The sequence below is a fragment of the Sulfitobacter brevis genome (assembly GCF_900112755.1).
GTDB lineage: Bacteria > Pseudomonadota > Alphaproteobacteria > Rhodobacterales > Rhodobacteraceae > Sulfitobacter > Sulfitobacter brevis.
On the sequence record NZ_FOMW01000004.1, the window covers coordinates 40,300 to 58,780 of the forward strand.

Consider the following 18,481-nt stretch of genomic DNA (forward strand, 5'->3'; position numbering starts at 1 on the left):
ATAATTGGTAGCCAATACTAAATAGCCGATAACTTGGCCCAGGACAGCGACAGAGAAATCTTGCCGCCACAAGGCTGGGTCGAATGCACGATTCATCTGGCAAGCGGCTTCACTCGCGTTACCGCATCACAAAAGGGTTCGCCATCGGCGTGTCCGACGTATTGATCCAAGTCGTTTTCGTGCGGGTATAGTCATAGATCGCATCCACGCCAGCTTCGCGTCCGTAACCTGAGTGGTTGTATCCACCGAAGGGCGCGATGGGTGAAATAGCACGGTAGGTGTTGATCCAGCAAATCCCGGCTTTGAGCCGCTTTGATACGCGGTGCGCGCGCGCAAGGTTTTGCGTGAACACTCCCGATCCAAGCCCGAATGGCGTACTATTGGCTAAGGATATGGCCTCTTCTTCGGTATCAAAAGGGATCAGCGACATGATTGGCAAGAACAATTCAACATGCGCGGTTTCGATATTATGCGTTTCACACTTTACCAGCGTCGGTGCCATGTAATTGCCCGGCCGCTCCAGCGGTGCGCCGCCAAACCGGATATGCGCGCCTTGCGCCCTCGCCTTCGCCAGAATTGCAACGATATGGTCGATCTGTGCCTTGGTGCAAAGCGGCCCCAAATGCGTTGCAGTATCAAGAGGATCACCGACAACTATCGCTTGGGCCGTTTGCACAATGCGCTCTATTAGCGCCTCGAGGATGGGCCGATGGATCAGGCCGCGCGATCCGGCGACACAACTCTGTCCCGATGCCCCGAAGTTGCCCGCGATCAGCCCGTTCGCCGCCCCGCCCAGTTCAAGCGAGGTCACGGCAAAGTTCTCGGCCGAGTTGCGCACCACATGGCGCGCGGTTTCAGGCCCGCCGGTAAAGGCGATCCGGTCGACATCAGGATGACGGGTCAAAGGGATGGCGCAACTCTCCGCGTCCCCTGTGATGACCGAAACCACGCCAGCCGGGAACCCCGGCCTCTTGGACCAACTTTGCGAACGCAAGCATCGGAGCGGGCGCAACATTGCACAATTCCGGGCCACCGATGAAGACGCCGCGGATATACTCGGCGGGAGCACCTATGTGCGCCGAATTGAACAACTGGCTGAGGATCTGCAGCATAAAAGTGGGTTTTCGTACCGGACCATAGCGAACACTTTGGCGCTATATGAATTGCTTGAGCACGTTTATGATTCCGACCGAATTGAAATTTTTACTGTAACGCTCGTTCAATTCAAACTTGATTTTCGATCAACAACGACGGACATATATCCCAATGTTATCAAGGGACTGTTATTATGGCAAAAAATCCTACCATCCCAGCCAAACACTTCCGCAAATACAGACGCTGCAAGGGTCGCTCTATATAGCGGCGCGTTGTCCGTGGGTTACGGGTGTGCATAATATCTGCAGACTCATTTTGCCCTGCACATCTGGCACGACAACGCCCTGTGTCTGCAAACCGCATTCCGACGGTAGCAGTGTCCGGCTTTACGATGTTAGAGAGTCGCTAATAGCGCGCGCTGGTCTTGCCAACTGCTGGGCAACTGATGTCGCTTGCACCAGTCGGAGGTAAACCCGAGCGGCTGCTTCCCATCAAGGATCATTTTGGTGATGTCAGGTGCCATGACAAAGGATGCACTAAACCACCCCCGGAAGTCGGGCGTCACATATGGATTTGGTATGTGAAATATAATCAAGTGCCAGTCCACTTGGAACGACGGGGAGTTGTTGTCGTAGTAAAAGGGCAGGAACCATTGTGCTGTGAGCCAGCCGCCCCGGCCGATTTCGTATTGGGGTCTACGAGTGAGTATCTTTGAACGACCTCGCCAAGGCCAACTGTGGTGCATTTGCTGCGAAATCACACTTTATGCGCGCTGCGATCTATCAGCTGCCGAAAATGCTGCGCGATGCACGAACGGCCGGTCTGGAGAAGCCGCGCTGCGGCATTGGAAGGCTGGTCCAATGGCCGGATAGGGCCGTTCGTGCCAATCCGAGACAAGGGCGGAGAGCGGCAATTCGCTGCATACGCGAGCCGTTTATCCACGAATACTGTGAAGCAAACCTTCAAGCAGATTGGAAGTGAGGGGTGTTTTATAGGACGACGACAGGCCATAGGACATGACGCGATTAGTCACTCGCAATGAGGGCCTCTGGGTCTATGCCACGCTCTTTTGCGCTTGCACGGATGGCCTGCTGGATCTCGGGGCTTCGGGCGAGCAGACGGTGGAAGCGTTCAGCATCGAGCACGAGTAAAGTCGAAGGAGCGATAGAGCGCACCTGTGTGCGAACCGCTTTTTTGGTTAGGATGGCAATCTGGCCGAACATCTCGCCGCCGCCTCGACGCCAAGTCTGTCCGGCGCTTTCCAGCTCCACCGCACCAGATGCGATGAAGTACACGCTTTGTGCCGAATCGTCTTTGCCGATGATCAGCTCGCCAGAGTTCACGTATACAGTCTTAAGCGCACGACCCAGCTTTTTGCGCGCTGCATCATCAATCCCAGCAAACAAAGGGAACTGCTGGACGAGTTCTAACCGTTGAATGGCGATGTCGAGGGATGGGCGTTTCTCAGCTACTGAGCGCTGCTCGTTTAGGCTTTGCATGAGAGTGGTATAAACTTCCTCACTGATAAGCCCATCCTCACGCATATTGTTGTATTCGCGCTCTTCCAGCCGCAGCGCCGTCCGGCGGATAAACCTGCGCTCAAGTTTTTCCGCATATCCGGGGTATTGCAGGCGCAGTCCCTCCAAGGCGGTTTCCATCGTTTCGACCCGTCGTGCCAGTAACTCGTGCAGCAGATCCGCGACCCGGCGCCCGTGAATGCGGCGGATCCGGCTGTCGATAAATGTATCAAGGTCCTTAAGAATAAGCCTTTGCGACAGCAACAGCTCAAATCGGTCGGCCGTCATTCGGGCCAGAGGTGCCGACAGGTTCAGTCGTCGCTGCAAAGCCACGCCAATCTTAAAACCCCTGCCGTATGACACGCTCATTCGCGCTGCGCGCTGATACCCGTTTCGACCGCCAGAACGCGCGCCTTCGATCAGGCGGTCGGCATCAGACAGCACTTGTTCCGCCATCCTCTGCGAAATTGTGTTTTCGCGCATCCGAATGAGCACGGTATCACGCTCATGTCCGGCTAATGCGATCAATCCCAAGGTAATTCGGTCACGATCAAGGATTGCCGCGCCATTGTCTGCAGCCTGAACAGTTTCGTCCAAGCGTTCGCCAAAGCTCTTTGCTTCGGACCGGACTATTTCGCGGGTTAGTTCATAGTTTTCGGTGGTCCGTTCAACGTCCTCACGCACAGTCTGAAGGGCAACCGCGACTACTTGCCGTGACAGTGCCTCATCTATCGGAGACAGCCGGTCGAGGCCAAGCCACCTGATAACAGACCGCAATGTTGTCCCCTGCACAATCAGAGTGAACAATGTGAAGCCGGTAGCCAATATCCCAACTACACGTTTGATCTCAATCGGGACGCTCGTGCTCTCCGTGACTGCCAGAGCAAGTGCAAGGGTTACAGCCCCCCTTAGTCCGCCCCAAAGGATCGCGGCGCGGTAGGGCCGTTCAACGACTGGTGAAAGGCGCAGCAAAGTTAGTAGTGGCAGCAGGCCGAAAAGGATGACCGCCCGTGCTATTACAGCAGCGCAGATTACGACGCCGACCAGCACGAGGTCTTCCGCACGCACTTCTCCCAACAGCTTCGGTATAAGCAGTGCTGCCAGAATAAAGATCAGTGCACCGGCCCAGTGCGCGAGCAGATCCCAGACTTCGGTCAAATTCTTCCAGGTCTCCGGAGACAATCGGCGAGGGCCCGACAGGTTCATCGTGATCCCGGCTGTGACGACTGAAATGACGCCAGATGCACCGATGATTTGCTCCGCGCCGATATAGACGAGATATGGCAGGGCGACCGACAGAGAAATCTGCGCGCGTTCGTAGTTTGCGATGATTGACATGAGCCATACAGACAGTCGTGCGGCGACCCACCCTGCGATGACGCCGCCGCCAATAAGCAGCGGAAATTGTCCTAACGCATCTGTCAACGTGGGGTCGGGCATCCCCAGCATGACAAAGCCCATGAATAAACCGAAGAGCGCGATCGCGGCGGCATCGTTGAGTAAGCTTTCGCCTTCGATAATCCGCGCCAATCTGCGGGGCGCCGAGATCGAGCGGAAAATAGAGACGACAGCCGACGGGTCTGTCGTGGATACAATGGCCCCGATCAGAAAGCAGGCAGCGAGCGGCAGTGTGCTTGCCCATGCCAGTGAATATCCGACGCCCAACGTAGCCACCACGACGGCCACCACCGCGAGCACTATAATGGGTACCCAATCGTCGAGCATACGAAGCAGATTCATTTCCAGAGTTGCCTGAAATAACAGCGTTGGCAGAAACACATAGAGGAACACGTTGGATCGGATTGGCAAACCAAGGATCGCTTCAGCGACAGGGTTTAGTGCATCCGTCAGCTCAGTACGGAGAAAGAAGATGGCGCCCGCGCTAATTAGAATACCGACAAGAGCCAAGATCACGCTGTAGGGTAGCCGCAGCCGTGCGGCCAACGGTTCAGCCGCGCCAATGACGAGAAAGAGCGAAGCGATGACTGCAGTGATTAATACGATATTCATGGGCAAAAAGTTCTGGAAATCTAAATGAAAAAAATTCGCGTTCTGATGGAACGTCATCCTTAGAGGCGATTAGTTGGTGAGGCAGTTCTCCAGCGAAATCCGCTACGGCGTGCGGTCGGCCGTTCACATTAATTTAGATAGTTGGTAGCGCGTTAACTATGCAGCCACAACGAACATAATTGGCCAGCGCAGGGGCTGCAAACATGCAGGCAGAGTTAAATGTTTAGAACTTATCAACTGGCCAGCAATCGGCAATCAAAGATTCGTACACAACAAAATCTCGATGAGGATGTCCACTTAGGGTTGCAGAGTTTTGCGACGATCCACAACCCCTTTCGGGCGGCGGATTGCGCTGCGGTCAAGGTGCATAATTTCGCCCCCATATCCTAAATACATTTGGGAGCGCATAATGAGGATCTGCTGTTTCCGAGTCTTCCGGTGGACTTTCTGGGGCCGCTCCCTCCTTGATCCAAGTCACAAATATTTATCGTTTGGGACGCGCCTACCACTTGCGAAGTGACCTACCAGCATCAATATCAGCAATACAACGTGCATCGAGACTGTCCTTCGTGAGAGTTGCGTGCATTGAGTGGTACCTCGCGCTCGGCGATTTCCGAGCTGGAATACATCCAATTGCAATTCGAGTACTCACCCGGTCAGAAGGACAGCGTTGATGAAGTTGGACCGGAAGACAGGTCCGCACACGATGAAACCGAATGCCAGTCGGTCTTCTACGATTGGATTGTACTGCTTGCAGGCATGAGTGTGATCTACGCGATCGGCTACTGGATCTCTCCATAAGTTTCTACGTGCTGGTGAACGACGTTGGAACCTGCTCGGTCCAGTTCGTGCGCCGGGAAGCGCTGGATGTACTGGCTTTATCTGCCGGAAAATCGCACCTACATTGGCGCCGCCCTCACTACAATGCTCCGCTGTATGTTATGGAGGATTCGGACTGCAAATTAAATGCTCAAACGCCGCTGTCCGTTGCGAAGCTTGACAAGAAACTGTCCTCCGCAGAGCGTTCAAACGCGGAACCACGGCTATAAGGGCGAACGCCTAAGAAATCACGCCCTGATACAGACGCTCTTTCCCCGACAATGCGCCCAAGTTCCTCCCACTCTGATTGCCTGACCCCGGCAAGCTCCAACACCACGCCGTCGTTAAGGATTCTGCACCGGACACCTTCAGCACTCGGAGAAAAACCCCGGACTTCGGCTTCCACGCTGTCGACAAACGCAAGATCTTCGGCGGTGACCGGGATCCCTGTGGAAATACGACTTGCCAGACATGGCTGTGCTGGAAGCTCCGCGATATCCGCCAAACCGCGTTCAGAAGCGATTTGGCGCAGGTCCTTCTTGCTGATTTCCGCTTCCACAAAGGGATGAACCACCCCATGATCCTTTGCCGCGACTAAGCCTGGCCGGTAATCACTCAGGTCATCGAGGTTAGCGCCCGATGCAATTTGCCAATCAGTAAACGCCGATATGCGCGCATAGAGGTTCGATTTGCAGAAAAAGCAACGGTTGGCGGGGTTACGCAGATATTGAGGGTCCTCAAACTCACGCGCCTCAATCATTCTGACGTCCCAGCCAAAGCGTCTCCCGTGGTCCGCGACCCGCGCCGTGGCGACAGGCGGGACCGCTGGGGAGACCGCATGAAGAATGCGCACATCAATCAGGTCATGGGCAACATGGGCAAGGGTCAAACTATCAACACCGCCAGACACAGCAATTGCGAGGCGCTTGTGACGCGCCAGAATTTCGCGCAATCTTTCCAAAGGCTTATACTTGGTCATCTGATCCCCCGTGGAGGCTATCAATCCTGCGTTGACGCTTCATCACTCATGCCGTTCACCCCAATGTGCGTGTCACACTTCAACCATTCATCCAAGAGCGCCTACATCACGCTCCGAGTTGTCCTCACCCCGCCACGTATGCGCGGGAGGTCAGCTGCCCCTCACTGTCAAAGGCAAGCGGTCCTACATCTTCTTCCCCGCCATAAAGAGGGGACTGGCGCGCTTCCTCAAGCAAAGATGCCGAGATCAGGACCTCGTCCAAATGCAAGGTTGAACGGATTTGGCAAAAGCGCGTCGATCTATCGTCTTTGGACCATGAGGTGGAAACCAAGGCGCGCAGGGCATCCTTGTCATTTCGCAGGACGATCGGAATCCGGGACTTTTCCACCATCGTGGAAGTCAGCGAGTTCATATAGATCTGCTGTATATCGATCCGCTCCATTACGCTTAATGTCGTAAAGTCCGCCAACCCAACACCCAACCCATTTCCGCCCGTGCCTTTTGTCAGGCCCAGAACCGCTATTCGCGCAATGAAAGGTGCGGGGTTAGGCATGGATCGCAAATCCGCGCGGCCCGTGACCGCAAAATCCATTCCGGCCCCGGAGATATCTTTGCCGATTTGCTCGACTGCAAGAGCGTCCAGCTGCTCGAATGGCAAACGAGGGATAAATGATTTGGCCAGCTTGAGCAGACGCTCATCGCTAGCGAAGAAATCCGACGGCGCCACGCCTTCGATTATATGAAGCTGTTTCTGAGCGTTTTCAACAAGAGCGATCCCAAGCGCAACGGGGGCCTTATCCAGCGCGATGGCTGCAAGATTGGGCAGGGTCCTGAGAAAGGCATCCGGACCGGTTCGGTGTACAGCGCGCGCGCCTTCCGCTTTACCAAGGCCCACAGCCACCATTTTGACTAAGCCGCTTTCGATGGGCCGGTCAAAGGTGGTGTGCGACTTGATCCGGTTGATCACCACGATCCCGTCAGCCTCGGCAGCGATCTTGTCAAACTTGCAGCGCGCGCCGTCCGGAGTTTCCCCGTAATCGACCACCTCCATCGAGGAGCGTATTTCGGCTCCCAAACTCTCTTCGGTCATACCGAGCTTCGCCAAGACCTCCTTCTGCCCCTCTGCTGTGCCCCCGCCATGGCTTCCCATGGCGGGGACAACAAAGGGGGAATGTCCCATCTCGCGGAGACATTGGACCGTCGCTCTTGCCACTAAATCAATCTTGGCAATGCCGCGGCTCCCGACCGCGACAGCTATAGAGGCCCCCTTAGGCATTTGCTTCAGCCGGTCGCTGCGCTGAATCTCACCCCTAACCGCTTCTTCGACATTCTCGATTGCCTTCGAGGCCTGCCGCTTGAACCGTACGCGGGTCACGTCTGGCAATTCAACCTTGTCGAGGTGCGGAAAGGCAAGCGATGGAAATTGAGCATGGTTCATAGGGCACCTTTCGGTATCAAGATACGGGTTTGTCTCGGGGATGTGCTCTCAGGAAGTTAAAGTCACAGCCATCTTCTGCCTGCAGAACCTCATCGAAATACAGCTTTTCATAGCCGCGCTTCGCGCCAATATGCTCAGGCGCTTTCCACACAGCTTTCCTTTGCTGCAGCTCATCTTCCGACAGGAGCACATCAATAGTCCCTGCAGCTACATCAAGTTTTACAAGGTCTCCGTCTTGCACTAGGCCAAGCGGGCCTCCTACGGCTGCCTCGGGGCTGATGTGGAGCACTATACTCCCAAAGGCAGTGCCGCTCATGCGCGCATCAGAGATGCGCACCATATCTTTGACCCCTTGCGCGGCCAACTTCTTCGGAATCGGGATGTAGCCAGCCTCGGGCATGCCGGGCGCGCCTTTCGGCCCGGCGTTCTGAAGGACAAGTACACTGTCAGGCATTACGTCCAACTCAGGCGAATCGAGCCGTTCAGCCATGTCCGCAAGTGAGGAAAAGACCACTGCCGGCCCCGTATGCTGAAGCAGTTCCTCTGTCGCCGCCGCTTGCTTGATGATCGCCCCACCTGGCGCGAGGTTGCCGCGAAGACGCCGCAGCCCGCCGCCGCTATGGATCGGATTATCCAGTGACCTTACAACGTCTTGCGGCCAAGAGGCCGGCGCTTCTGCAATGTTTTCGGCAAGAGTTTTTCCGCTGACTGTCACACAGTCAGTGTTCATCATATGCTCGATCTCACGCAAGACCGTTGTCAATCCGCCCGCTTTGAAGAGATCTTCCATATAGTGGGATCCCGATGGCTTCAGGTCCACAAGAACAGGTGTCTCTGCGCCCATGCGATCAAGGTCTTCCATGTCCAGATCAAAGCCGAGCCGGCCAGCGATGGCCGCGAGATGGACGATTCCGTTGGTCGACCCGCCAACCGCCTGAAGGACCCGTACCGCATTCGCCATCGACTCTTTCGTCATGATCTCGGTGGGTTTCAGCCCTTCAGCGGCAAGCTCAACCGCACGGGCGCCCGTGGCCTCTGCATGGCGCAGTCGGTCTGCGTGAACTGCAGGGATTGAAGCCCCGCCCGGCAACATCATGCCCATAGCCTCGGAGACCAAAGCCATGGTACTTGCAGTACCCATCACCATGCAAGTCCCTGCCCCAGGAGCCAGCTTGCCATTAATCTCTTCAATCTCACGCTCGTCAATCTCACCGGCCCGGTGCTGACCCCAAAGACGCCGGCAATCCGTGCAAGCCCCAAGGCGCTCACCCCGGTGGCTCCCTGTGATCATCGGTCCCGTCACGGTCAGAATCGAAGGAATATCGGCGCTTGCGGCCCCCATGAGCAAAGCGGGAACTGTCTTGTCGCACCCGCCAATGAGCACAGAAGCATCCATCGGCTGTGCCCGCACCATCTCTTCAGTGTCCATGGACATGAGGTTGCGCAGAAACATCGAAGTCGGATGGGAAAAGGCTTCGTGGATTGAAACAATTGGAAATTCGATCGGCAGCCCGCCCGCCAGCATAACGCCGCGTTTCACCGCCTCGATGATGTCAGGAACATTGCGATGACAAGCATTGAAGCCCGAATAGGTGTTCGTAATACCGATAACCGGACGATCCAGTGCGTCGTCGGAATACCCCATCGCCTTGATGAATGCCTTGCGAAGAAAAAGAGAAAATCCCGCGTCCCCGTAGTTCGCCAGCCCCTTTGCCATTCCAGTCTTCTTATCAGTCATTCACCAACCGCTCCACAATAGTGCTCATTTGCCAATCAACTTGTATGATAAGCAGGTAAGCATGTCTAGTGGCGGCAACGTTGAATTTGCACCGCGCCGATGTGGCCGCTGCGCGGTACCGAGGCCGCAAAGAGTCGATTCTTCTCGCTGTCAGATGTCGCTTGAGGCCGCGCGCATGTCACACCCTCGCGCAGGCTCCCCCGCAGGGAGGCCCGCGAGGATCGAGGCCGGACGCGGCCTTGCCCCTATTTAGAGAACCCGAACGGCGATCACCGCAAGATGTTCAGATCACTTTCGCCGCAAACCTAATACAGCAAGGACCGCGAGCGCCAACACAGTCACCGCGATGATCCAGAACAGATCATCCCCGTGCGGATTCACATGTGCGCCCGGATGCGCGCTCAGCGGGGATGCAGCCAGAAAGAATATCGCAAACCATTTTTTCATCGTTATTTCCTAATTATGTTCATTGTACGCGCGCCGTTTCCTGCAGGAACTGACGGCCAGTTCGGCGGTCATTCAAGCGCGATCTGGGTGATACCCCACATTTCCGAACTGAAAGCGCAGTGCGGCACAGATTTTGGCAATTGCCGATGTGGACAATACAAGCGGCTCATGATGTGCCTTCACCACTCAGCCGAAGGATTTTCGTGGCGGCAACGGCTGCACCAAAACCATTGTCGATATTTACGGTAACGATCCCCGGAGAACAGCTGGCCAATGCAGATGATAGCGCCGCTTTTCCGCCCTCACTCACGCCATACCCCACGGACGTCGGCACCGCGATCACAGGCGCAGCAATCAATCCCCCAAGCACACTAAAAAGCGCGCCTTCCATGCCAGCCACCGCGATAATAACGCGCGATTGGCGAATTTCATCCAAACGCTCTATAAGACGCCAAAGACCGGCGACCCCTACATCGACGATGAGCCTTGCTTCATATCCATTAAAGCGAAGGGTCTGCGCGGCCTCCATGGCCACCTGCACATCAGAGGTTCCTGCGGCCACGATTGACACGCCCTCCATATATGCCAATTCCGGCGCGCCTTCTCCGATCACAGCCGTAAGAGAGGGTGGGTGGTAGTGGAAGCCAGTGGGGAACTTATTTTTGAGCTCTGCTGCCTTGTCCGCAGAGAGGCGTGTTACAAAGAGGCGCTCTTGACGCTCCAGGGTCGCAAGGACAATATCGACCATCTGGGCTAAAGCCTTACTTTCGGCAAGCACAGCTTCGCAAACGCCGGTTCGCGCCTCCCTACCCCAATCGAGCTGAATGTTCGCCCTTTTTTGCATAGGTTCAACCGATCTCGAATTGGGCTACGCTGAGAAATCTGTTGCAGCTTCTAAAGCGAGCTGGAAATCCAGACGGCGCGTCGTATTTACCACATGCTGGCGGGCCGCCGCGCGGGCCGCTGCGCTATCGCCAAGCCTGATTGCGGAAAAAATCGTCGAATGCTCATTCTGCGCATCCATTGCACGTCCTTCAACACTCGCTGAACTACGCCGGGAAGCCGAAATGTTATTTAGCAGAAATTGACTCAAAAATTCAAATAGTTGACCGAAGTGCGGGTTTCGGGCCGCCAGCCATATTGCACGGTGAAACGCGAGATCCGCTGCAATGCTCTTTTCAATATCACCGTCATCGAAACAGGCTTCCATTGTGCGAAGAGCACTTTCCATATCCGCTATATCCTGCGGTGTTCGCCGCAGAGCCGCAAGACCCGCGGCTTCCGCCTCCAATCCAAGGCGGATCTCCAGGATGCTAATCAGCCCTGCATTACTCGGATCATTGGCGAAGACAAGCCTTTGGGGAGGAAGGTCCGCAGCCACGAACACGCCAACCCCCTGACGGGAGGTTATTAACCCTTCGGTAGATAGTCGTGACAGCGCTTCGCGCATCACCGTCCGACTTACACCCCAAGTTTCTGAGAGCGCTTGAACAGAAGGCAGCATTGCGCCAACCTCATAGTCGCCCCGCCTAATTTGCAGGTTCAGCCCCTCAGCAACTTGGTCCACCAAACTTGGTTGTCTTTTTGCACTCATAACAGGCGCATCAACGGAAGAATTCTTGCTCATAGATATCAGCTTACCAGTTAAGTAGTAGGTTAGGAAGATAGGCGGCACGTTATTACCGGTCTACCTCGCCCCGCAATATGATCAAAATCCTAGTCCCGCTGTACGTCCTTTGGGGACTCTGAAGGACCGACTTCATCATGACGCTGCTCAATTGAGGACGCGCCCAACCGCTTTAAATTGAGCATCTCTATCCTAGATTCCTGACTTCCGCCTAAGAAATCTCTCACCTACATTCAATCTTTCCAGCCTCTCGTGCGGCCGTCGAACCGCTTTCCAAAATACTCTCCGAAGCAACTTGTCACTAGCTGAAGTAGTCGGGGATGAAGGTGACAATACCGGGAAAGAGAACAATCAAAACGAGAACCGCCAAAATAACCGCGATAAAGGGCAAGATCTCACGTATGACATATTGCAGGGGGGTCTTGGCGATTGAGGATGTGATGATCAAACATGTCCCGACGGGGGGCGTAATCGTCCCGATTGCGAGATTTATGACAATCATAATGCCGAAGAAGGTCAGATTGATATCCAAAGCCTCCACCACTGGCAGGATGGTTGGAAGGAGGATGACCATAATGGCGATCCCTTCAATAAAACAGCCGAATGCCAGAAACATCAGATTGATCATTAGCAGGATGATCAGCGGATTATCGGAGACCGACAGGAAGAAGCTCGCGATGTCCTGGGGGATATGCTGGCTCGCAAGAACCCAACCGGCAAAGGCTGCCATAGAGATGATGAACATGATCTGAGACGAAATAATTGCGCTTTCGTAGCAGATCCTAAGTACGTCCTTAAAGGACAGGGTCCGATAAAACACCATGGATACGATCAAAGCATAGACCACGGCGATCATTGCCGATTCAGTCGCCGTAAACACCCCGCTAAAGATGCCTCCGAGAATGATCACCGGCGCAAATATCGGCAAAATTGCCTTGCCTAAGGCATTGGTTATGTTCTTGAAGGACGGTCGATCCCCTTTAGGATAGTTGCGGACTAGCGCCGTGGCATAACACAGCGCCATCAAGCTCAAGCCGATGATGACACCAGGTGCAATACCCGCGAGAAATAGATCTGCGATTGACGCATTCGCGAGCGACCCAAACGCCACAAGCATGATGCTGGGCGGAATAATCGGACCGACAGACCCCCCCGCCGCTACCAATGCAGCGGCGTAATTCTCGTTATACCCTCGTGCTTTCATCTCCGGGATCATGACGGAGCCGATGGCAGCCGAGACCGCGCTTGGAGAGCCTGCAATCGCCGCGAGCATCATCTCGGCCATGACCACAACCATGGAAAGGCCGCCGCGCACCCAGCCAATCATCGCGTCGGCAAGGCGAATGAGGCGCGCCGAAAGCCCACCGCCGTCCATGATATTGCCTGCAAGAAAAAACAGCGGGATCGCCAATAGAGGAAATGAATCCGCCCCGGAGAACATGCGCTGGCTCATCACCACAAGAACAGCTTCGAGAGGTAGGCCGGGACCGAAAAATAGCAACAATGCTAAAGCTGCTGACGCGACCGCGAAGGCAATCGGCACGCCGAAAATCATCGTACTAAACATGACAAGGGAGAAGATGAAGACTTCCATAAGATTAGTCCTTCACTGTCGGGGTAGCATCACTAAGCAAGTAGCGAATGAGACGCGCGATCCCGATCACTCCGGATATGGGGATAACCGAGTACACAAAAATCATGGGAACGCCCATTGCAGGGCTGGAAGCGTGGGTGCTTTTTAATATCCAAAGCACTCCTCCGATCGTGATGAGACATAGCAGACCCACCACGACAAACGCGGCAAACAAAGTCGCAAATTTTTTCATCTGAGGGGACATTTTGTCTACAAAATAGTCGACTTTAACATGGCCATCCGCACGTCCAACCAGCGAAGCTCCACCTAGAAAGGTCATCCAAACAAGCGCATAGCGTGATATTTCATCCGACCAAAAAAGCGGAGAGTTCAATACGTACCGGAAAACAACGCCCAAACCGACCGCCAAAATGATGGCGATCATAGTTCCGGCCAGCAGCGCCTTTGACAAGTAACTTAGAATTTGCATTCCGATCCCAACTTAGGTGCTCAAGCCATCGCTTCGGCAATGGTCAACTGACCAAAGGTGCCGCCATGGCAGTAAGATGTAGCATCACGCGGTCCGAGGAATGCCGCTCTGGGCATCCCTCGACGTTATACAGGCTGGAGCTTAGTATCCGCCGATCGAAGCGAGCTTGGGAATGAGCCCGTCGGGGTCGCCATCCACTAAGGAAGCATAGCGATCATACCCGCCTTCCACATGCGCTCTAAACTTTGCCTGATCAGCTTGTGTGACATTGAGGCCCTCAGCCTTGAATTGCGCCTCGTATTCCGCGTCTTGCTGAGGGAAAAGGCCGCGCCAGTAGGCAGTCGCAACCTCACCTGCAGCGTCAATTTCTTTACGCTCGGCTTCACCAACGGATTGATAGGCGCTTTCCGACAACACCATCGGCACCCAAACATAGGCGTGACGCGTGATCGCAAGGTGCTTTGTCACCTCATACATTTTGGTCTGATAAAGCGTGGTCAGGCTGTTTGTCAGGCCATCCACAACGCCTTGCTGTAGTGCGGAAAACACTTCCCCGTAAGCCATTGGCGTGGGGTTCGCCCCAAGCAGCTCCAGAGCCAATTTAGCACCCGGTGCCTCCCAGACACGCAGCTTGAGTCCCTCGACATCTTTGGGTTCAATAACAGACTGGTCTCGGGTGACCATCTGGTGGAAACCTGAAGCACCGTACCCCAGAATGCGGAAGCCAGCTTCCTCAGGCAGACCTTCGCGGAACTGCTGTCCGACTTCGCCAGTGGCAAAGCGCTCCGCTGCTTCATAGTCCTTCAAAAGATAGGGCATATCGAGCAAGTGGAAGCGGTTTACACCGTGCGTCGACGGAATCGAGCCTGAAGCGACCGCACCCCCATCAACCAATCCGAAGTTCATGCCCTCCAGAATTTGAATCTCACCCCCGAGCTGGGCGGAAGGGAACACTTGCGCCGTAACCGCGCCGTTAGTACGCGCAGCGATTTCCTCCGCAAATTTCGCCAGCCCAAGATGGTAGGGATGTGTGGTTGGAAAGATATGTGCAAGGCGCAACTCGCGGTTAGAAGCGGCCCTCAACAAGTTAGGCGCACATAGAACTGAAGCAGCAGCCCCGCCCCGTATCAGAAGTGAACGACGATTGATCAAGTGATTTCCTCCCATTTAATAACCGCCCCCAGCACAGCATTTCCCCCCGGCTGTAGGCCCGAATAGACCCTTGTGCGCCCTGCAACACGACGATTTTCGCAAGTCAATCGGTTGCACGCCGCATCAGGGCATGTAAGATGCTTATATGATAAGTTGAAAGAGTGTCAAGTTTCTCTAGTGGCACTCAGTTGAAGTACTACCGACCGAAATTAACAAAGCGAGCGATTATGCCTTCTCACTCACTGTTTCCTGCCCCCCAGAACATCGAAGCTGAAGTATTCTCGCGCATGTCGGATGCGCTGAGACGAACGAACAGAAGTTCTGATTGGCTGAACGCACAGCTCCGGGGTAATAGCCTCCCGGGTCTGCTAGAAGCGCCAACATTTGATCGGCAAGGCAACCTCTTTGTCGTGGATGTGGCATTCGGCCGGATATTCAAGATCGACCGTAGCGGCACATTTCATCTAGTATGTGAATATGACGGTGAACCGAACGGGCTTGCGCTGCACCGCGACGGTCGCATGTATGTCGCCGACCACAAAAATGGGATCATGCTGCTTGATACCGACAGCGGAAAGATTGAGCCCTTTCTCGACCGCCCTCGCCTAGAACGCTTCAAAGGGGTCAATGACCTGACGTTTTCAAAGAAGGGCGATTTGTACTTCACCGATCAAGGCCAGACGGGCCTCCACGATCCGACCGGCGCTGTTTATCGCCTTGCTCCGGACGGAACGCTCGACAAGTTGCTCTCTAACATTCCCAGTCCGAACGGCCTGGTGCTGTCTTCGGATGAAACAGCGCTCTACGTTGCCGTGACCCGCGCAAACGGAATCTGGCGCGTTCCGTTTATGCTGGACGATACGCCGTCGAAAGTGGGGCTGTTCATCCAGCTTTCGGGCCTCGGAGGCCCCGACGGCATGGCTCTCGATCAAGAAGGAGGCTTGGCCATCGCGCATATCGACCTTGGAACGGTCTGGATATTCAATCACTTGGGCGAGCCTCAATTCCGGGTCCGGTCCGCCGAAGGCATGAAAACGACCAATGTCGCCTATGATCCAATTGATCCAACCATGATCTATTTCACCGAAGCGGAAAGTGGTTCCATACAGAGAGCGCGGGTGCCGACTGCTGGAGCCTCCTTGTTCCCCCACGATTAACCCCACAGACCAAGGCAGGAGAAGTCGATTGGGCCTAACTAGGCGCTCTTGAGCCAAACCAATAGCGATGCGCGCAAGCGCACTTCTTGTCCACCTCTTTGGTGAAGAACTTGAAGCCCACCGCCCTTTAGAACCTTTAAAAAAAAGGACCAGGAACCATGACCAAATTCAATAAAATTCTTATCACTGGAGCGGCAGGCGGCATTGGAAGCACCCTGCGGTCCGCTCTTCATCCTCACTGCAATCTCCTTCGGAGCAGCGACATCGTCGACGTCCAGCCCGCGACTGCAAATGAGGAGTCTTTTGCTTTCGATCTCCGCGATCGTGAGGCAGCTATGAAAGCCATGGAGGGTATCGACATCGTCTATCATTTCGGAGGAATCCCGGCGGAAGATAACTGGGAGGCGATCCGCGACGTAAATATCGAGGGGACCTATAATATCTACGAAGCTGCGCGCCTGAATGGTGTAAAGCGCGTCATCTTTGCCAGTTCGAACCACGCAATGGGCTTTCATCGCAGGGAGACGATTGTCGGGCAAGACGAGCCCACACGACCTGACTCCCGGTACGGGGTTAGTAAGGTCTTCGGGGAAGCGGTCGGCCGCCTTTACGCTGACAAGCACGGTTTGGAGACAATCAGCCTTCGAATTGGACAATTCCGGCCCAAACCCACAAACCGCCGAATGCTGAGCCTCTGGCTCAGTCCGGCTGACATGGGGCGCCTGGTGGTCTCCTGCCTCACCGACCGAAAGATCCATTTTGAAGTTGTGTATGGGATCTCGGCAAACAAGCGCGGCTGGTACGAAAATTCAGGGAACGAGATGATCGGTTATCAGCCGCAAGACTCCGCGGAAGAGTATGCATACGGTCTAAGCGGAGACGCCCTTCAAGAAGGCGAAGTAGAGGCTGCGTTCCAAGGCGGACCCTTTTGTTCCGACGAATTTCATGGGGATATCGACGATATACGGTGAGCAATACAGGCTCAGATTTCTAGGTTTCTGTTGCATTTAGCGATTCCCCAAGTGGCAGGCACCGGCGTGTCGTCGCATGTTGGGTAGTTGACTAGTTGTTTAGTCCCGGCATCTGGTGGATCGGATTTAAGATGAATCTGTCTGGCTCAGATGTCCAGATCTTGCTGATATATTCGTATGGCGTGAGCCCACCGAGGGCCTTGAGTCTGTGCTCGGCGGAGATATAGAACCGGCACAAAACTTACTTGACGCTCACTTTACCAAGACACTGCATGCGCTGGAAGAGCTCTTCCAATCTGATGAAGCGCTTGCAGCGTTTGACGCCGTTGAACGAGTATAGCAGGAAAAAAATGGTTTGAACGGTAAAACCAAAAGATATTGCCGCGATTTCTGGAGTATCAACTGCTGCTTTGCCCGCAAAGCGGACCAATATAACATGCGGAAACCCCCATTAAAATGGGGAGAATGCGCTCACCCCAACCGACCGCGCTGCATCATTGGCGTGACGCCAAATGCGGTGCGGAACACCCGTGAGAAATGGCCGGGGCTTTGGAAGCCACAGCAGATGGCGATATCAATCACCGACATTTCAGTTTGCAAAAGCCGGTGCCGAGCACGCTCAAGGCGCATCTCGAGATAGTATTTTTTTGGCGACGAATTGAGATATTTCCCGAACAAACGTTCCGACTGACGGGTGGAAATGCCGACCTTACGCGCGATGTTTGAGGGCGGGATCGGCTCGTCGAGATTGTCGCGCATCAATTCAAGCGCACGGGCCAGATGAGCATTGCGCATCCCGTTTCGCGATTGCAGCGAGAACCTTTGCGCCGAGGTCGCATTTCGCACGGCATTATAAACCATCTGGTCGGCCACCGCGACAGACAGGTCATAGCCATGATCGCGTTCAATAAGGTGCAGCATCAGGTCTGCTGTCGCCGTGCCGCCGGAGGCAGTTATATGTTTCTCTTCCGCCACAAAAACTGTCAACGCCGGACTAAAATTGCACCAGTCGCCGGAGCAAAAGTGCGCCACCTTTCTGGATTTTGCCGGACCAATATTGCGCCACCTTGTTGAGTTTCGCCAATTTTTGACCACGACGACATCCTGTTTTCTGAACCGGTGGCCAACTGCATGCCGATGCCGTTGCCGTTTTACGATTTTCACCATAGCGCCGTGCTTATGGACACTTTGTTTGACAATTGCTCTGTCCGCCACTGCGGTGCCCGGCAGGACAGCGGTTGTAGCTATCGCCAAGACGAGAACAGTTGCGCATCGTTTCATCCGGTTCTGCATTTTCGTCGCTCCTAATTGTTACCTGCCTATTCAATGTTTGGTGCGCATATTTCTGTCGCTGCAACTGAGCGATTGTTTGCCATCACCCGCACAGTGGCGAGTGGTCTATGGTGCCCCCGTCTCTTCTGCGCGCAGGGAAGCAAATGCGATCGGTCTCCCCATCGCGGGCGGGCGC

At 54.8% G+C, this 18,481-nt stretch carries 15 protein-coding genes and 1 pseudogene; 3 read left to right on the forward strand and 13 right to left on the reverse strand.

The genetic code is table 11. The features are described 5' to 3' along the window. Nucleotides 1-118: 118 nt before the first annotated feature. Entirely contained in the window at nucleotides 119-1,015 is an 897-nt protein-coding gene (locus BM174_RS06230; RefSeq protein WP_093922994.1) for an aldehyde dehydrogenase family protein, read from the reverse strand. On the opposite strand from BM174_RS06230, the gene BM174_RS21035 reads away from it, so the two are divergent. Continuing rightward, complete coding sequence (locus BM174_RS21035; RefSeq protein WP_177209425.1) at nucleotides 909-1,394, forward strand: hypothetical protein; 486 nt, start codon at nucleotides 909-911, stop codon at nucleotides 1,392-1,394. The two genes, BM174_RS06230 and BM174_RS21035, sit on opposite strands and share 107 nt — an antisense overlap. 726 nt (nucleotides 1,395-2,120) lie before the next feature. Here BM174_RS21035 and BM174_RS06235 read toward each other — a convergent pair. The 10 genes from BM174_RS06235 to BM174_RS06285 all read right to left on the reverse strand — a co-directional run bounded on the left by BM174_RS06235 (nucleotide 2,121) and on the right by BM174_RS06285 (nucleotide 14,885). Further along, nucleotides 2,121-4,622 (reverse strand): cation:proton antiporter, encoded by a 2,502-nt coding sequence (locus BM174_RS06235; protein WP_093923256.1) that lies wholly within the window; start codon nucleotides 4,620-4,622, stop codon nucleotides 2,121-2,123. Between the two features lie 970 nt (nucleotides 4,623-5,592). After that, nucleotides 5,593-6,393: an ATP-dependent sacrificial sulfur transferase LarE gene (larE, locus tag BM174_RS06245; protein WP_245766281.1), complete on the reverse strand. Its 801-nt coding sequence runs from the start codon at nucleotides 6,391-6,393 to the stop codon at nucleotides 5,593-5,595. 151 nt (nucleotides 6,394-6,544) lie between these two features. Beyond that, the gene (locus tag BM174_RS06250; protein WP_093922997.1) at nucleotides 6,545-7,858 is read right to left on the reverse strand and encodes a nickel pincer cofactor-dependent isomerase, group 22; all 1,314 of its coding nucleotides are present in this window, start codon (nucleotides 7,856-7,858) and stop codon (nucleotides 6,545-6,547) included. 16 nt (nucleotides 7,859-7,874) lie between these two features. Then, nucleotides 7,875-9,596, reverse strand: a complete 1,722-nt coding sequence (locus BM174_RS06255) for an IlvD/Edd family dehydratase (RefSeq protein ID WP_093922998.1) — start codon at nucleotides 9,594-9,596, stop codon at nucleotides 7,875-7,877. Nucleotides 9,597-9,884: 288 nt separating this feature from the next. Continuing rightward, nucleotides 9,885-10,043, reverse strand: a complete 159-nt coding sequence (locus tag BM174_RS06260; protein ID WP_093922999.1) for a peptidase M23 — start codon at nucleotides 10,041-10,043, stop codon at nucleotides 9,885-9,887. Between the two features lie 166 nt (nucleotides 10,044-10,209). Next, nucleotides 10,210-10,887: a nickel pincer cofactor biosynthesis protein LarB gene (gene larB, locus BM174_RS06265; protein WP_093923000.1), complete on the reverse strand. Its 678-nt coding sequence runs from the start codon at nucleotides 10,885-10,887 to the stop codon at nucleotides 10,210-10,212. Between the two features lie 24 nt (nucleotides 10,888-10,911). Beyond that, nucleotides 10,912-11,670 carry a FadR/GntR family transcriptional regulator gene (locus BM174_RS06270; RefSeq protein ID WP_093923001.1) on the reverse strand — a complete coding sequence of 253 codons (759 nt, stop codon included), beginning with the start codon at nucleotides 11,668-11,670 and terminating at the stop codon, nucleotides 10,912-10,914. A 301-nt stretch (nucleotides 11,671-11,971) separates the two neighbouring features. Beyond that, nucleotides 11,972-13,264: a TRAP transporter large permease gene (locus BM174_RS06275; protein WP_093923002.1), complete on the reverse strand. Its 1,293-nt coding sequence runs from the start codon at nucleotides 13,262-13,264 to the stop codon at nucleotides 11,972-11,974. 4 nt (nucleotides 13,265-13,268) lie between these two features. Further along, nucleotides 13,269-13,688, reverse strand: a complete 420-nt coding sequence (locus BM174_RS06280; RefSeq protein WP_177209430.1) for a TRAP transporter small permease — start codon at nucleotides 13,686-13,688, stop codon at nucleotides 13,269-13,271. Between the two features lie 186 nt (nucleotides 13,689-13,874). Further along, nucleotides 13,875-14,885 (reverse strand): TRAP transporter substrate-binding protein, encoded by a 1,011-nt coding sequence (locus BM174_RS06285; protein ID WP_177209431.1) that lies wholly within the window; start codon nucleotides 14,883-14,885, stop codon nucleotides 13,875-13,877. Nucleotides 14,886-15,112: 227 nt separating this feature from the next. Between BM174_RS06285 and BM174_RS06290 the strand changes: the two genes are divergently transcribed. Both BM174_RS06290 and BM174_RS06295 read left to right on the forward strand, forming a co-directional pair. Continuing rightward, nucleotides 15,113-16,042 (forward strand): SMP-30/gluconolactonase/LRE family protein, encoded by a 930-nt coding sequence (locus tag BM174_RS06290; protein WP_093923005.1) that lies wholly within the window; start codon nucleotides 15,113-15,115, stop codon nucleotides 16,040-16,042. 158 nt (nucleotides 16,043-16,200) lie between these two features. Further along, nucleotides 16,201-17,013 carry an NAD-dependent epimerase/dehydratase family protein gene (locus BM174_RS06295; protein WP_093923006.1) on the forward strand — a complete coding sequence of 271 codons (813 nt, stop codon included), beginning with the start codon at nucleotides 16,201-16,203 and terminating at the stop codon, nucleotides 17,011-17,013. A gap of 91 nt (nucleotides 17,014-17,104) precedes the next feature. Here the strand turns inward: BM174_RS06295 and BM174_RS20775 are convergent. After that, nucleotides 17,105-17,221, reverse strand: a pseudogene (locus tag BM174_RS20775) (IS481 family transposase); the annotation flags it as partial. Between the two features lie 263 nt (nucleotides 17,222-17,484). Further along, nucleotides 17,485-17,934, reverse strand: a complete 450-nt coding sequence (locus tag BM174_RS21340) for a GlxA family transcriptional regulator (protein ID WP_342742053.1) — start codon at nucleotides 17,932-17,934, stop codon at nucleotides 17,485-17,487. Nucleotides 17,935-18,481 lie beyond the last annotated feature (547 nt).

What these genes read in the sequence shown, in the direction of transcription:
- BM174_RS21035 (WP_177209425.1), top strand. Translation starts at nt 909, where the DNA reads ATGGCGCAACTCTCCGCGTCCCCTGTGATGACCGAAACCACGCCAGCC.
- BM174_RS06230 (WP_093922994.1), bottom strand. Translation starts at nt 1,015, where the DNA reads ATGTTGCGCCCGCTCCGATGCTTGCGTTCGCAAAGTTGGTCCAAGAGG.
- BM174_RS06235 (WP_093923256.1), bottom strand. Translation starts at nt 4,622, where the DNA reads ATGAATATCGTATTAATCACTGCAGTCATCGCTTCGCTCTTTCTCGTC.
- BM174_RS06250 (WP_093922997.1), bottom strand. Translation starts at nt 7,858, where the DNA reads ATGAACCATGCTCAATTTCCATCGCTTGCCTTTCCGCACCTCGACAAG.
- BM174_RS06255 (WP_093922998.1), bottom strand. Translation starts at nt 9,596, where the DNA reads ATGACTGATAAGAAGACTGGAATGGCAAAGGGGCTGGCGAACTACGGG.
- BM174_RS06260 (WP_093922999.1), bottom strand. Translation starts at nt 10,043, where the DNA reads ATGAAAAAATGGTTTGCGATATTCTTTCTGGCTGCATCCCCGCTGAGC.
- larB (WP_093923000.1), bottom strand. Translation starts at nt 10,887, where the DNA reads ATGCAAAAAAGGGCGAACATTCAGCTCGATTGGGGTAGGGAGGCGCGA.
- BM174_RS06270 (WP_093923001.1), bottom strand. Translation starts at nt 11,670, where the DNA reads ATGAGCAAGAATTCTTCCGTTGATGCGCCTGTTATGAGTGCAAAAAGA.
- BM174_RS06275 (WP_093923002.1), bottom strand. Translation starts at nt 13,264, where the DNA reads ATGGAAGTCTTCATCTTCTCCCTTGTCATGTTTAGTACGATGATTTTC.
- BM174_RS06280 (WP_177209430.1), bottom strand. Translation starts at nt 13,688, where the DNA reads ATGATCGCCATCATTTTGGCGGTCGGTTTGGGCGTTGTTTTCCGGTAC.
- BM174_RS06290 (WP_093923005.1), top strand. Translation starts at nt 15,113, where the DNA reads ATGCCTTCTCACTCACTGTTTCCTGCCCCCCAGAACATCGAAGCTGAA.
- BM174_RS06295 (WP_093923006.1), top strand. Translation starts at nt 16,201, where the DNA reads ATGACCAAATTCAATAAAATTCTTATCACTGGAGCGGCAGGCGGCATT.
- BM174_RS21340 (WP_342742053.1), bottom strand. Translation starts at nt 17,934, where the DNA reads ATGCTGCACCTTATTGAACGCGATCATGGCTATGACCTGTCTGTCGCG.